Annotated in this window: 17 protein-coding genes, 1 tRNA gene and 1 other annotated feature; of the genes, 4 read left to right on the forward strand and 14 right to left on the reverse strand. The window is 39.5% G+C overall.

Annotated features, from left to right (window positions below):
- Positions 1–68: 68 nt before the first annotated feature.
- The 9 genes from ACLIJJ_RS04660 to ACLIJJ_RS04700 all read right to left on the reverse strand — a co-directional run bounded on the left by ACLIJJ_RS04660 (position 69) and on the right by ACLIJJ_RS04700 (position 9,985).
- Positions 69–1,094 (reverse strand): tetratricopeptide repeat protein, encoded by a 1,026-nt coding sequence (locus tag ACLIJJ_RS04660; RefSeq protein ID WP_411410595.1) that lies wholly within the window; start codon positions 1,092–1,094, stop codon positions 69–71.
- Positions 1,095–1,274: 180 nt separating this feature from the next.
- Complete coding sequence (gene leuD / locus ACLIJJ_RS04665; protein WP_233318319.1) at positions 1,275–1,877, reverse strand: 3-isopropylmalate dehydratase small subunit; 603 nt, start codon at positions 1,875–1,877, stop codon at positions 1,275–1,277.
- A gap of 20 nt (positions 1,878–1,897) precedes the next feature.
- Complete coding sequence (leuC, locus tag ACLIJJ_RS04670; RefSeq protein WP_233318317.1) at positions 1,898–3,304, reverse strand: 3-isopropylmalate dehydratase large subunit; 1,407 nt, start codon at positions 3,302–3,304, stop codon at positions 1,898–1,900.
- Between the two features lie 85 nt (positions 3,305–3,389).
- Positions 3,390–4,490, reverse strand: coding sequence for a 3-isopropylmalate dehydrogenase (gene leuB, locus ACLIJJ_RS04675; RefSeq protein ID WP_411410596.1), 1,101 nt, complete (start codon positions 4,488–4,490; stop codon positions 3,390–3,392).
- 130 nt (positions 4,491–4,620) lie between these two features.
- The gene (ilvC, locus tag ACLIJJ_RS04680) at positions 4,621–5,643 is read right to left on the reverse strand and encodes a ketol-acid reductoisomerase (RefSeq protein ID WP_233318313.1); all 1,023 of its coding nucleotides are present in this window, start codon (positions 5,641–5,643) and stop codon (positions 4,621–4,623) included.
- Between the two features lie 46 nt (positions 5,644–5,689).
- Complete coding sequence (gene ilvN, locus ACLIJJ_RS04685) at positions 5,690–6,208, reverse strand: acetolactate synthase small subunit (protein ID WP_233318311.1); 519 nt, start codon at positions 6,206–6,208, stop codon at positions 5,690–5,692.
- Positions 6,205–7,920 carry an acetolactate synthase large subunit gene (gene ilvB, locus ACLIJJ_RS04690; protein WP_233318302.1) on the reverse strand — a complete coding sequence of 572 codons (1,716 nt, stop codon included), beginning with the start codon at positions 7,918–7,920 and terminating at the stop codon, positions 6,205–6,207. Before ilvB ends, ilvN begins: the two co-directional genes overlap by 4 nt.
- Before the next feature lie 134 nt (positions 7,921–8,054).
- Positions 8,055–8,314, reverse strand: a binding site (T-box leader).
- Positions 8,315–8,749: 435 nt separating this feature from the next.
- Complete coding sequence (locus tag ACLIJJ_RS04695; protein WP_233318300.1) at positions 8,750–8,944, reverse strand: YolD-like family protein; 195 nt, start codon at positions 8,942–8,944, stop codon at positions 8,750–8,752.
- An 819-nt stretch (positions 8,945–9,763) separates the two neighbouring features.
- Positions 9,764–9,985, reverse strand: coding sequence for a WYL domain-containing protein (locus ACLIJJ_RS04700; RefSeq protein ID WP_233318299.1), 222 nt, complete (start codon positions 9,983–9,985; stop codon positions 9,764–9,766).
- A gap of 115 nt (positions 9,986–10,100) precedes the next feature.
- Between ACLIJJ_RS04700 and ACLIJJ_RS04705 the strand changes: the two genes are divergently transcribed.
- Both ACLIJJ_RS04705 and ACLIJJ_RS04710 read left to right on the forward strand, forming a co-directional pair.
- A complete protein-coding gene (locus tag ACLIJJ_RS04705) occupies positions 10,101–10,412 on the forward strand; it encodes a YolD-like family protein (protein ID WP_233318297.1) in 312 nt (103 codons plus the stop codon).
- Between the two features lie 12 nt (positions 10,413–10,424).
- Positions 10,425–10,784 (forward strand): YhjD family protein, encoded by a 360-nt coding sequence (locus tag ACLIJJ_RS04710; RefSeq protein WP_233318295.1) that lies wholly within the window; start codon positions 10,425–10,427, stop codon positions 10,782–10,784.
- Between the two features lie 85 nt (positions 10,785–10,869).
- On the opposite strand, the gene ACLIJJ_RS04715 is transcribed toward ACLIJJ_RS04710, so the two are convergent.
- A complete protein-coding gene (locus ACLIJJ_RS04715; RefSeq protein ID WP_411410597.1) occupies positions 10,870–11,382 on the reverse strand; it encodes a GNAT family N-acetyltransferase in 513 nt (170 codons plus the stop codon).
- A gap of 243 nt (positions 11,383–11,625) precedes the next feature.
- Here ACLIJJ_RS04715 and ACLIJJ_RS04720 point away from each other — a divergent pair, with 243 nt between their 5' ends.
- On the forward strand, positions 11,626–11,868 hold the full coding sequence (locus ACLIJJ_RS04720) for a hypothetical protein (RefSeq protein ID WP_233318290.1): 243 nt from the start codon (positions 11,626–11,628) through the stop codon (positions 11,866–11,868).
- A gap of 128 nt (positions 11,869–11,996) precedes the next feature.
- Positions 11,997–12,440 carry a ferritin-like domain-containing protein gene (locus tag ACLIJJ_RS04725; protein WP_233318288.1) on the forward strand — a complete coding sequence of 148 codons (444 nt, stop codon included), beginning with the start codon at positions 11,997–11,999 and terminating at the stop codon, positions 12,438–12,440.
- Positions 12,441–12,474: 34 nt separating this feature from the next.
- Here the strand turns inward: ACLIJJ_RS04725 and ACLIJJ_RS04730 are convergent, their stop codons facing one another.
- From ACLIJJ_RS04730 to ACLIJJ_RS04745, 4 genes are all read right to left on the reverse strand, one after another.
- Entirely contained in the window at positions 12,475–12,702 is a 228-nt protein-coding gene (locus ACLIJJ_RS04730) for an MFS transporter (RefSeq protein ID WP_411410633.1), read from the reverse strand.
- Between the two features lie 100 nt (positions 12,703–12,802).
- Positions 12,803–12,876, reverse strand: a tRNA-Arg gene (locus ACLIJJ_RS04735).
- Between the two features lie 135 nt (positions 12,877–13,011).
- Positions 13,012–13,521, reverse strand: coding sequence for a metallophosphoesterase family protein (locus ACLIJJ_RS04740; protein WP_237941780.1), 510 nt, complete (start codon positions 13,519–13,521; stop codon positions 13,012–13,014).
- Between the two features lie 15 nt (positions 13,522–13,536).
- Positions 13,537–14,130 carry an XTP/dITP diphosphatase gene (locus ACLIJJ_RS04745; protein WP_233318281.1) on the reverse strand — a complete coding sequence of 198 codons (594 nt, stop codon included), beginning with the start codon at positions 14,128–14,130 and terminating at the stop codon, positions 13,537–13,539.
- Positions 14,131–14,230 lie beyond the last annotated feature (100 nt).

Consider the following 14,230-nt stretch of genomic DNA (forward strand, 5'->3'; position numbering starts at 1 on the left):
ACACGCTCGCATTTTAAGAATGCAACCATTACATTATATCATACGTTCATGTTGTTTCAACATCCAAGCTACATATTAGGATAAGAAATTTCCTCTAATCTATTAATTAGCGCTTTTGCATCTTCCACTTCATCAAAAGAAACATGATAAAGAGTAGGTAAATCCTCTCCCATTTCAGCACCCATTCCATAGTACTCTTGAACGATAGAATGGTAGGCAGCTGCCCATACAGCACTCGTTTTCCCTTCAAGTGTGAACGGAAAAAGCAGGAAGAAGTGACGTTCAAGCAATGCGTTAATATTCTCGAGCATTACTGGATTCTCATGCTCAAGTTGGTCTTTTAGAACACTCTTGATGTCAACAGCTTGCTTATGGAAACGGATATCGTCCAAACTTTCAGGGACAACAGTCATCTCTCTGCCCAATTTCCTTATACATATCGGTTTGTCATACTCCTGCTCTTTCAGGATATTTAAAAGCATAGACTGGAAAAATGGGTTTGCTTCAAGATTTTCCAAGTATTCATTTATTTCTTCTATGTATGGCCGTATATTTGCCTTCTCTAATTTGGCTGCAAGCAGCAGCATCTCATTCTGATCATGAATGGCAGACAGTTCAAGCTTGTCTGTGCCTATGTCCTCAAATACATACTCCTCTTCAGCTGTGTCGCTTAATGCTGCCATCCTTCTGCTGAAATCGAGAAGTTTGGAGAAATGCTCCATTTTTCCGGCTGGGATATGTCCGTCCTCAAGCAGTATTTCAATAGTCGACACAATCTCATCATATTCATGGAGCTGAACAAGAATCATCATATATAGATCCAATACTTGCAGGTAATCGCCCTGCCCTTCCTCTAGCATGCTTTTCGCCATTAGTTTGGATTCCCGCAGCATGCCCAGCTCATAATAGCTTAAAACAAGCCCTGTTTTTATCTCACTGTTATCAGGATTGATTTCCATTGCCTTCTCTAAGAAGGAAACAGCCTCCTGGAAATCTCTGTCTTGAACAGCTTCCAAACCTTTTTCTAAATAACGTTGGTCCAAATCAGGGAAAAGGATGATATTGCCTTTTTTGGTCAAATCCCGTTTCTTCATGTCATAACACCCTAATTATTCTATTTTTTGCTAGTTTAGCATGGTTGCGGTTTTTATTGCAACATTGCCTAAAGATTCCAAAAAAGAAAAAGGAGCTTCCTGCGGTGTAAATACCTTGATTCTGCATGCAGCTCCATCTCTGCAATATCAAGCATCCACCGTTCGAAAACTCTTTTTCTGTTATTTCGCTAATTCAAATGTATTAATGTTGTTTTCATATGCTGTAATACTATCCTCATACTGCAAAGTAATTTGGATTTCATCCCAGCCATTAATCAGCATTTTCTTCCAGTATGGATGAATGGAAAATTTAGCGGTAAAGCCGCTCTCATCCTCTACCTGTTCTGCTTCTAAATTTATATGAAGGGTATATGGCTGATGCGCTGCCGCCTTTAACAAGTATTCTACTTCACCTGCTTCGAGCACTATAGGCAGCATGCCGTTCTTCAAGCAATTCTGATAAAAAATATCGGCAAATGACGGTGCAATTACAGCTTGGAAGCCGTAGTCATTCAACGCCCATGGAGCATGCTCCCTAGAAGATCCGCAGCCGAAGTTCTTGTTTGCAACCAAAATAGTCGCCCCTTGATTTTCAGGGAAATTCAACTCAAATTCAGGATTCGGTTCACCATTTTCCTTATAACGCCAGTCAAAGAAAGCAAAGCGTCCAAATCCAGTTTTTTCAATTCTTTTTAAGAATTGTTTAGGGATGATTTGATCTGTGTCCACATTTACACGATCCATCGCCACGGCCTTTCCGGCCAATTTCTTAAAACCGCCCATGGGACGTCCCTCCTTTTTCCTTATACAAGTTCTGCTACATTGCCTTTTCTTATATCGACAAAACGTCCATTCAACGCTGCTGCCGCTGCCATTGCCGGACTGACCAGATGTGTTCTTGCTCCTGCTCCTTGTCGTCCTTCAAAATTACGGTTAGAGGTAGATGCGCAATGCTCTCCACTTGGGACAACATCATTATTCATACTTAAGCACATACTGCAGCCTGCATCTCGCCATTCGAAGCCTGCTTCTGTAAAGATTTTATCCAGACCCTCTTCTTCTGCTTTCTTCTTTACTTGCTGTGAACCTGGTACGACTAATGCACGGACACCTGGATGCACCTTTTGACCGCTAATTACACTTGCTGCCTGACGTAGGTCTTCAATTCTAGAATTTGTGCAGGAACCGATGAAAACATGCTGGATTGCAATATCTTTAATGTTTTGTCCTTCTTTAAGTCCCATATAGTGAAGGGCACTCTTTAAAGCACGGCGGTCTGTTTCATCTGCAAAATCATTCTCTGTCGGGATTCTGTCATCAACTTTCGCTGTCATAGACGGGTTTGTTCCCCAGCTTACCATTGGTGCGATATCACTGCCGTCTATTTCAATGACATGATCATAAACAGCATCTTCATCTGACACTATTTCCTCCCACGCTTTTACTGCCTCTTCAAAGTTTTCAGGAGCATATTTTCTGCCTCGCAAATAGCTGAATGTTGTTTCGTCCGGACATACCAACCCAGCTCTTGCTCCGCCTTCAATGGACATATTGCAAATAGTCATTCTTTCTTCCATGCTTAAATTTCTGATAACCTCACCAGTATATTCAATAACATGACCTGTTCCAAAGTTCACTCCATGCTTGGAAAGAACATACAAAATGACATCCTTAGCGTTAACACCTTCAGCCAATTTACCGTTCACTTCTACTTTTAGAGTTTTCGGCTTTGTTTGCCATAAAGTTTGTGTCGCCAATACATGCTCTACCTCACTTGTACCAATTCCGAATGCTAATGCACCGAATGCACCATGTGTTGATGTATGGCTGTCACCGCAAACAATCGTTTTTCCTGGCTGTGTAAGTCCTAACTCTGGACCAATGACATGGACAATACCTTGTTCGGGACTCTCCAAGTTTGCCAAGGGAACATTAAATTCAAGGCAGTTCTTTTCCAATGTTGTCATTTGATTCAATGCTACTTCATCATCCACTTTAAAGCGATTGATTGTTGGAACATTATGGTCCATTGTAGCAAAGGTGCGATCTGGTCTGCGGACTTTGCGGTTTTTCATCCTAAGCCCTGAAAATGCCTGTGGTGATGTCACTTCATGCACTAAATGAAGATCGATGTACAGCAGATCCGGTTTTCCCTCTTCCCGATGAACAATATGCTTTTCCCAGATTTTCTCAATAATGGACTTGCCCATTATGGTCCTCCCCTTTCTTTCGACTTTTTTCTTCTATATAATATTATCCTTTGTATCTCTCCAATTTTCTTACCATTCTCTCTATTTATCTTACTTCAACTGTTTGTAGGGTTTTGATAATTTCCGCTTTTACTTGCTCCACCATTTGTGAAGTAGTAAGCAATGTAGTATCTGCAGATAGAATATCCTTCGTCCGGTAGCCTTGTGTCAGCACTTGGCCTACTGCATCTTCGATAGCCTGCGCTTCCTGCTCCATATGAAAAGACAGACGGAGCATCATTGCTGCAGACAAGATGGTTGCCAAGGGATTAGCAATATTCTGTCCAGCGATATCCGGAGCCGAACCGTGAATTGGTTCATAAAGGGATGGACCAGCTTGTGAAATACTCGCAGATGCAAGCATTCCCAATGATCCTGTCAACACACTTGCCTCATCACTTAATATATCTCCAAACATATTTTCCGTGACTACTACATCGAACTGTCTTGGATTGCTGATAAGCTGCATCGCTGCATTATCTACGAGCATATGCTCAAGCTTAATTTCAGGATATTTCGCTGCCATCTCATTCGCACACTCTCTCCAAAGTCTGCTTGACTCTAGCACGTTTGCCTTATCAACAGAGGTAACCTTTTTAGATCTAGTTTTCGCTATTTCAAATGCCTTTTCTAAAACGCGGTCGATTTCTTCTTTTGTATAAAGGAGTGTATCAACAGCTCCTGGTTCTCCGTTAATTGATCTTCTTTCACTAGGAGTACCAAAATAAATACCGCCAGTCAGTTCTCTAACCATGATTAAGTCAACATTTTCAATGACATCCTGGCGCAGCGGAGAAGCAGCTGCTAAACTCTCAAAATATTTAGTTGGTCTTAAATTAGCAAAAAGGTTCAGCTCTTTCCTGATGCGAAGCAGACCTTGTTCTGGTCTTTGGGAAACAGGCAGATTATCCCACTTCGGACCACCAACTGCTCCAAGCATAATGGCATCACTAGATTTGCAGAGGGAAATCGTTGCGTCTGACAACGGAGTTCCTTCTTGTTCAAAGGCACAGCCGCCAATATTAGCATATTCATACTCAAATGAGTGACCAAATTTTTCTTCTATTACTTGCAAGACGTCAATTGCACCTTGGATGATCTCTGGTCCGATACCATCTCCCGGCAATACGGCAATTTTCTTCTTCATTTATCGCGACCTCCTAGCCCATGGATGAACAGCCAGTGTTTGTTTTTTTGTAGAGAACGGTCCAGGGAATGAACCCTGCACCGTCTTTGTTTATGCTCAACTTAGAGCAAAACCAGTATAAATTTAGGTTTTACTTTTGGCCGCTGCCAACCACTTCTTTTTTACGTGAGCTTTTTACAAACGGCATCATTGAACGAAGTTCTTTGCCGACTTTCTCAATCAAATGCTCGCTTTCTCTAGCATTAATTGCATTAAACTCTGGTCTGTTCGCTTGGTTTTCTAAGATCCAGCCTTTTGCAAACTTCCCTTCTTGGATGTCTGTCAATACAGCTTTCATTTCTTTCTTCACATCTTCTGTCACGATTCTTGGTCCTGTAACAAAATCGCCCCATTGTGCAGTATCTGAGATAGAGTATCTCATTCCAGCCATTCCATCTTCATACATCAAGTCAACAATCAATTTCAGCTCGTGTAAACACTCAAAGTATGCTAATTCAGGCTGGTAACCAGCTTCTACCAATGTTTCGAAACCAGCTTTTACTAGTGCAGTCAAACCACCGCATAATACTGCTTGCTCACCAAACAAATCTGTTTCTGTTTCTTCTTTAAATGTTGTTTCCAAAGCTCCAGCGCGCAATGATCCGATTGCTTTTGCGTAAGCTAATGCAAGCTCTCTAGCTTCACCAGTTACATCTTGGTAGATGGCAAATAATGCAGGTACTCCAGCTTCTTGTTCAAACGTTCTTCTTACTAAGTGACCTGGGCCTTTTGGCGCTACCAACAATACATCGCTGGAAGATGGCGGTACGATTTGGCTGAAATGAATATTGAAGCCGTGTGCAAACATCAATGCTTGATTTGTTAAGTTCGGTTTAATTTCTTCATTATAAACCTTTGTTTGCTGCTCATCTGGAAGCAAAATCATAACAACATCCGCTTTTGCTGTCGCTTCGCCTACTGAATATACATCAAAGCCGTCCTCTGCTGCTTTATCCCATGATTTTCCTTGTCGTAAGCCGATGATAACATTTACTCCGCTGTCCTTCATATTTAAAGCATGTGCATGGCCTTGGGATCCATATCCAATTACAGCAACTGTTTTTCCTTCAAAATATCCTAAGCTTGCATCTCCGTTATAGTACATTTTCGCCATTTTAAATTTCTCCCTTATTAGTAGATTTGTTTTTATATAAATTTAATTAAACAATAGAGTAATGGTTTCTTTGACTAGTGTTTTTCTGAGAACCACGAGGGAATGCCGTTGTTCCTGTTCTGGCAATTTCTTTAATTCCATATGGTCTTATCAACTCAATGAATGCTTCAACCTTTGATGATTCGCCGGTTATCTGGATGACAAGGCTCTCTTTGCTCACATCAATTACAGATGCCCGGAAAGGTTCAATCAAGGAGTAAAGCTCATTTCGTGTTGAAGGCGTCGCAAGCACCTTAATTAGCGCAAGCTCCCTTTCAACGATAGCCTGGTCTGTAATATCAACGACCTTTAAAATATCGACTTGTTTGTTGAGCTGTTTCGTCACCTGTTCAATGACTCCTTCACTATCAACATGCACAACACATGTGATTCTTGAGACGCCTTCCTGCTCTGTATGACCCACAGAAATACTTTCAATATTATAGTTTCTCTTCGAAAATAGATTAGTAATCCGGTTTAAAACACCTGATTTATTCAGCACTGTTAAACTGATTATTCTTTTCATGGCTTCATCCCTACCATTTCGTGTAAACCTTTGCCTGGAGCAATCATTGGATAAACATTTTCATTTGGATCAATGCGGAAGTCTAAAACAACCGGCTCCCTGTCATGAAGCACTTCATCCAATATCTTGTCAGCATCCTCCACATTCGAAATTTGATACCCTTTAATTCCATATGCTTCAGCAAGCTTAACAAAGGATGGCTGAACTGATTCTTTACTGTGAGAGAATCGTGATTCATAAAAGAACTCCTGCCATTGTCTTACCATTCCTAATGCCTGGTTATTGAAAATGATAATTTTGATTGGCAAATTCAACTCCCTAATAAGAGCCAATTCCTGACTGCACATTTGAAAGCCGCCGTCACCGCTGATTGAAAGGACTGTTGCATCCTTATCGGCAATTTGCGCGCCGATACTTGACGGCAATCCGAAGCCCATTGTTCCTAGTCCGCCTGAAGTTACCCATTTGTTAGGGTCTTTAAAGCGGTAGTACTGAGCTGCCCACATTTGATGCTGGCCAACATCTGTTGTTACAATTGCCTCGCCGTTTGTTTTCTCATGAAGAAGTTCAAGCACCTGCTGTGGTTTCAACTTGTCGGAATTTTCGTAATAATAAGGATAGTCTTTTTTCCAATTTTCAATCTTTTCTAACCAGTCTTTATGCTCGGATTGCTTACCATTTTGGCTGATCAGCTCTGTTAAAGCCTCTTTTGCATCTGCAACAACAGGTATTTTTGTCGGGATGATTTTGCCAATTTCAGCTGGATCAATATCAATATGGGCCTTGATTGCATTTGGTGCAAAATGCTGCAAGTTACCCGTTAAACGGTCATCAAATCTCGCACCGACATTTATGAGCAAGTCACACTCATATAAAGCCATGTTTGCTGCATAACAGCCATGCATTCCACCCATTCCAACAAACAAGGAATTATCAGCAGGCAGCCCTCCTAAGCCAAGCAATGTGTGAACAACCGGTATTTGCTGCTGCTCAGCATAGCTTTTTAGCTCTTCTGACGCCTTAGAAAAGATAACACCTGCGCCAGCTAGGATAACTGGTTTTTTTGCTGAACTGACAGCCTCAGTCAGCTTTCGGATTTGCAGATAATTCGGCTTTGTTGTAGGCTGATAACCCGGCAAGTCCACTTCCTGCTCCCTCGGTTCCTCGGCCACAGTTGCAGCAATGTCTTTCGGCACATCGATAAGCACTGGACCTGGTCTTCCGCTTGTTGCGATATAAAAAGCTTCCTTTACAATCTTCGGAATGTCTTCCAAGTTTCTGATTTGGCAATTATATTTTGTAATCGGTGTTGTTATCCCAAGAATATCTGCTTCTTGGAAAGCATCTGTCCCGATTACTCCTGTAGCTACCTGTCCTGTAAAAACAACGAGTGGCAACGAATCCATCATTGCATCAGCAAGGCCTGTTACTATATTTGTAGCACCAGGTCCTGATGTAGCAATCACAACACCTGGTTTTCCAGAGATACGTGCATAGCCTTCGGCTGCGTGTATTCCGCCTTGTTCATGTCTAGGAAGAACATGAAATATTTTCGAGTCATATATTTTGTCATAAATAGGAAGTACTGCTCCTCCTGGATAGCCAAAAATACATTCCACATTTTCTTTTTCCAAAGCTTGCAGCAAAAGATCTGCCCCAGTTAATGGCTTCGTTTTAGCCTTCGTCTCTTCAAAGGCGGTTTTCTGTATCATCAATATAACCTCCTTATTAAAGTGGTTCCTTTTCTCCAATGATCAAACAGCGCGATTACGATGTTACAACAGCTAAAATAGACCTATATCATAAAAAAAGCCTTCACACCCCCAATGTATACTTTATAAGTAGACAAAGGGGTGAAAAGGCCATTTCAGCTTTCCACGGTACCACCCTCATTCATACATGAAACACATGTATGCACTCAATGAACAGTTCGTTCGTTTTTGGTAACGAGTGGCGTGTCACTCGGTCAGCTCTACTTCACTTTGTGTTTCAAGCTAACACTCAGAGGTGAGTTCATTTCTAATCGGCTTCACCGGTTCTCAGCAACCACCGGCTCTCTGTGGAATCCCAAAATTAGAAACTACTTATCCTCATCATCGTATTTTTCATTATCTTTTATTTAGGCTATTAGGATTTTTCTTAAACAGCATTTCAAATGGTTTCAACAAAGTTCAAAGCTGTATTTATCAGCTCCGTTTTGCTTTTGTTGAGGTTATCTTACGCCGATTTGAAACAAGAGTCAACACCCTTTTTAAGAATTGTTCGATAATTCAAACAAAAAATAATACTCAGTAAACGCTTACAATATTGATAAATAAATGATGCCTGTACTTTGAAAAATTACAAAAAATTTTTTTATTCCGAATACTTTGTTCTATTCTTACTTATTCTTACTCTTCTTAGCCTGCCATTTTTGATTATGGAGAATTCATTATAATACGATAATGAGAGTGCTGTATATTATCTTGTCAGAATTCCTAACAGGTTTTTTACAAAAGAACCGCCCCCCCAGTAGGAAAGCGGTTGCAAAAATATGTGTATTCAACCTGCTGTCGGTGTAATGTCATGTATCCATGATAGCTTTATCTGCAGGATATTTTCCTTTTCATCTTTTAAGCCAATTGTCTGCTCATGCAGATTCAGCATTTCTACATTGCCTTTGCATGTCTGCAAAAGACCATTTTTATAGTAGTTAATGACTAGTTGACGATTTCTTGCCAGCTCCTTTAAGATCATTGCTTCTCCTCCTTTGCCTTATACTCCTATCTGTTTCATCTATTTTCACAAATAATTATCATAGTTAGAATTTACTATATGTATAGTATACACTAAAATTAGTAAGCGTTTGCAACTTTTTTATGAACAATTTGTGAACTTTTTTACAAAAACGATAGGGTTATATCTTCAATATATCCAATTCACCATTTCTTAACCGTTTACACTAGTTTATTTTTCCATTTTAACAATTATAGACGAAGCTCCCTTTTTAGGAAAACTAACAAATGATGTAACAAAAGCACTGCGTCATACAATATCTATCACCTCCACAGAAATTAGCAGTTTAAAGAGGAAAAGAATGCAAAGTTATATTGGAATAAGGATTTTAGAATTTCTTAAAGGATAGCTAATCAAGGAGTACTTTGCCTTGCTAATTAGTGCTTTCACTATAAAATGATAACAGTAAAAACGATAAAATAATTAAATGAGGCCATAACTCCTATTACAGCTTTCACAAGTTTTCTGGTACGTTGGCCTTATACGATCAGCAAATTAAACATGCGAATATTTTGTTGATTGCTTGAAGTGGAAAAAATAGTGTAGGAGTAGCACATGCGGTGACAGATTTCAGCTATTGCTGCAATCTTACTGATTTAAAAAGGTTGGAATCGGCGAAACTTCTATTAAAACTTCTGCAATGTTATTTTGGAGAGGAAGTCGCTGTTATTCTCCTTGCATCACCTAGCGTAAATATCCTTTTATCTTCACGTCGGCGTTGAGAAGATTAACCGGCATCCTGGATAGCAAGAAAACGTTAAATCCCTATTACAGGGTTTTTTATGCATTTTTCCTTCCTCTCATTCCTGGATAAGAAGCTGCGAGAATTGAATCCAGTTTAAAAATTCTTGGCTGTTTTCTGTGCAGACAAAAGGCTTTAATATAGTTACCCTTCACTTCCCGAACAAGAATGGTCCTTTTAGAGAAGATTTCATTGCCGCTCATATAAATAATTTCAATTTCTTTGTTTTCCTTTAACGCTCTTTCCAATTGACGATTCATCTAATAATTCACTCCCTTCTTGCATATATTATATACGAACAAACGTTCCAAATCAACCTTGATAAAGAACATTTGTTCTGGTATATTTTACTTAGAGCAAAAGGAGATGGATAACTTGATTAAAGACAAAGGAAGAATGAAATGGACTGCAATGATTACTCGGCAACTGCCGGAAAAGGAGGATACTGAGAATAGCGCAGAAACAGACGGAGGTTTCCCAGCAGACATCGACATGCTCATACATGAAGCAATGGAGTATAACTGGACGCTTGAATACAAGCTAACATTCGCTGACTCCATTCATTCGCTATATGGAACGACTGTTTTTATTGATTATCTAAAAAAAGAGCTGCGGATTAAGGATAAAGAGCATCATATTCATTTTGTGCCATTTGCTAGTCTCCTCTCAAGCAAGAGAGCGGAATAGGAGATTAGGGACATGACAGCAATACTTGATTCAGATCGAAGATTAATCAGCCAATCCGTACATCTTGCCCTTGTATTATCTGTATTGGAATATGATCGCAAAAAAATAGAGGGTACTTCTTTTAAAATCAAAAATGTTTATTTGAATCTGATTGAACATACGATGCTGAAGGTGCAAGCCGACTTGAAAGTAATCAAGGAGGATATGAAAAGGAATCAATTGAGAGTACAACGGGGCAAAAATGACGGATTTGCTACAGAATATGATTTTTACTGCAGGGGATATCATGAACCACACCGCTTTTATAATACAAACCTTAAGAATAATACACAGAAGCTGCTTATTTATTATTTGATGCGCAACAAAGAGTAAAACTTGGCTGCGCATAGTTTAGGGGTTAATATGCCGATTATACGTTTGCTTATGCAACCCCTTTGAACATACAGGTTAATCTGATTCATTTCCATTCTTCGCTTAATATCGCATAATAGTATTCATCCCACCAGTTTTCCCCTGCCGGAATGCATTTTTTAAAATATCCTTCTCTGCGCATGCCAATCTTCTCCATCACTTTAAAGGAAGCAATATTTTCTGGCTGACATGTGGCGATAATCCGATGAAGCTGCATATGTTCAAATCCGTATCCAATCATAGCCTTGGCCGCTTCTGAAGCATAGCCCTTGTTACAGTAATCAGGATGGAACACCCAGCCGATTTCATAGGTATGATCACCGAAGTACTTAAAAAAACCGAGATGACCAATCAGCTTATTTTCCACAGCTAATATGACAGGAAAATATTCAGCAGACTGACCTTGATTTTTCCGCACAAATTGTTTTGTTTTCTCTTCCGTCATCACACCTTCAGGGATATAATGCATTACATTACTGTTGGAAGTATAACGAATTACATCCTGCCAGTCATTATCGTTAAACTCGCGGATTAGCAGCCTAGATGTCTTTATTTTCATGATTCCCCCCACCATTCTCTATAACTTTTAAAAAAGCTCTTGTCTATATATTCCATCTATATCTCTTATCCCCTGTTATAAATTCACAAAAAATAATCAACAATAGATTAAAAAAATGAGTTCTAAGATAAATTTCCGCCCAATAAATAGGTTGAATCAAAAGTCACTCATGATGAAGTGATTTTTTATTTTGAATAAGCCAAGCAGTACAGCACATAATCTAAATGGGAAGGAGTGACGCAATTGGCTAAAAAAAAGGAACAGGTATTTCTTGTTGTTGTAATAGAAGGGTCTGTGATTAAAAGAATTATGATTCTCGATATAATAGTCGGTTCTGGCATTTATTATGCCTTGCAATGGATGTGTTCGAGTATAATCATCAGCATGATTGGCAGTATGGTTGGTACAGAAGGAATTAAAAAGGTGCAGAAGCAGCGAAAGAATCCTGATGTAAAGCTAGTACGAGTTTTAAAAACAGCGAAATAGACTTCGATCGCCCCCCTGAACAATATTCCTCGTTATTTATGAGGTTCCCCTTTTAAGAATCGGACATGTTTCCTTAATCCCCAGACGGCATATAGTAACCTATAACGACTGCAAGGAGATGATTAATTGTGCATTTATACTATGACTATGCATCATTTCAACAGCGTAGCAAAGAGCTCGCCGCAAAAATTGCAAAGGCAATAGATGAGGAGTATGCCGCTATTCACTGTTACAAACAATTAGAATCATTAGCACCAACTAAACGAGAAAGAAAGATAATTAACGAGATACGCAGAGACGAAATCAACCATTATAATATGTTCTCCTATATTTACACCGAGCTCACTGGTCAAAAGCACTCAGCTGCCATTTCAGAAGCCTGCCCGCAAAATTATCATGCAGGAGTTAATTCTGCCTTTGTAGACGAACAAGAAGCTGTCGATTTTTATTTAGAAATCTCTGACAGCACAAATAATAATTTTATTAAAGAATCATTTAAAAGGGCAGCGATGGATGAACAAAACCATGCTGTTTGGTTTTTGTATTTCTTGACAGCCTTATCCAAAAGATAAAAAAAGCACCCGATGGATGCTTTTTTTTATGAAACTATTTTTTCACAGTTATTGGGGAAAAACTGCCGGAAACCTTCATCTTTTTATGCTTCTTATCATTTTCTAAAGTGTAAATTGACATAATTGTAATAACCAGTACAACAACACTTAAAATATAATATGTATTTTGGTAGCCGATAGTGGAGTACATACCTCCTGCCACACTGGAAAAAACCATAATGGAAATTTGCTTCGCAAAATTAAATGCTAGTAAATAGCTGATAGTCTAATATCAAAGACAACTAAAATCACCATAAAAAAGAAATTAGAGTTTATAACAAAAAACCACTTACGAAAGAATTCATAAGTGGTTTTTGTTAGGACGTCCCAGGAGAGATTCGAACTCCCGACCGTACGCTTAGAAGGCGTATGCTCTATCCGGCTGAGCTACTGGGACATGGCTTTGAATATTTATTTAACGTCCTCATCAGGACAATATTTATTATATGTTCTAGGCGAAATAAAGTCAACATGTTTTTGAAAGTTTTTTTCCTGAAGAGGAAAATTATCTTTTTTCCTCTTCAGAAAGTTTTTACAGTGGGAACTCTGCTGTTAATTCAGAGAGCAGCCCTGAATTAAAATCGTATACTTCTGTTTTTAATGATTTATCTTCGACTGTGAGAATGACATATGTCTTTTCCATTCTTCCTCTTGGAAGACGAAGACTGCCTGGATTGATGAAGAGGACATCTTCAATCATTTCCATGCCAAGGTAGTGGCTGTGGCCGAAGCAGGCAATTTGCGCGCCAACCTCTTTTGCTCTGTACAGCAATCTGCTGACAGATGATTTCACGCCATAGAGGTGGCCGTGAACCATTAAAAGTTTTTTTCCGTTCACTTCTTGTATTGTTTCTTCTGGATATTTTGCGTAATAATCGCAGTTTCCTTGAACTACGACATAGCCAGCGATGGCTTGGTCATCAGCTGGGAGCTCTGAGTCTCCGCAATGGAGAAACAGATCTGCTTCATCCTTATGCCTTTCCTTTAGTTGCTGAAGCTCGTCCACAAGTCCATGGCTGTCACTGACGATTAGAACCTTCATTGTCCATTCCTCTCCTTAAAGAACATCTGACAGCTGTTCTTTTAGTTTTTTCAGTGCATTCGCTCTGTGGCTGATGCTGTTTTTCTTTTCTGGCGGCAATTCAGCCATTGCTTTCCCTTCTTCTTTTACAAAGAAAATTGGATCATAGCCAAAGCCGTATTCTCCTCTTTTTTCCTCTAAAATAACGCCTTCGCAAGTTCCTGTGAAGGTTTGTGTTCTGTTTTCCGGATTAGCAATAGCTAAGGTACAGCAAAAGCGTGCTGTTCGCTTTTCATGCGGAACTCCTTCTAACTCTCTTAGAACTTTATCCATATTTGCCTGGTCATTTTTCTGCTCCCCTGCATAGCGAGCAGAATAGACACCTGGTCTGCCTTCTAATGCATCAACCATCAATCCGGAATCATCGGAAATAACGACCTTTCCTAACAGCTTAGACACTGTCTCTGCCTTTAATACCGCATTTTCCTCGAATGTAGTGCCTGTTTCTTCTACATCGTCTATTTCTGGGTAATCAAGCAATGTTTTGACAGAGTAGCCTAGTGGTTCAAACATTTCCACAAATTCTTTCGCTTTGCCTCGGTTTTTTGTTGCGATAATAACTTCTTTCATTTTGCTCCCACTTCCTGCTGCGTTTTTTAATTATGTAACTCTTGATTTTTCTTCTTACATTTTACTATCAAAAAATAGGACAGTCCAATCATATATGAAA

It is taken from the genome of Niallia laureatilytica, assembly GCF_046613985.1.
In the GTDB taxonomy this organism is placed as follows: domain Bacteria; phylum Bacillota; class Bacilli; order Bacillales; family Cytobacillaceae; genus Niallia.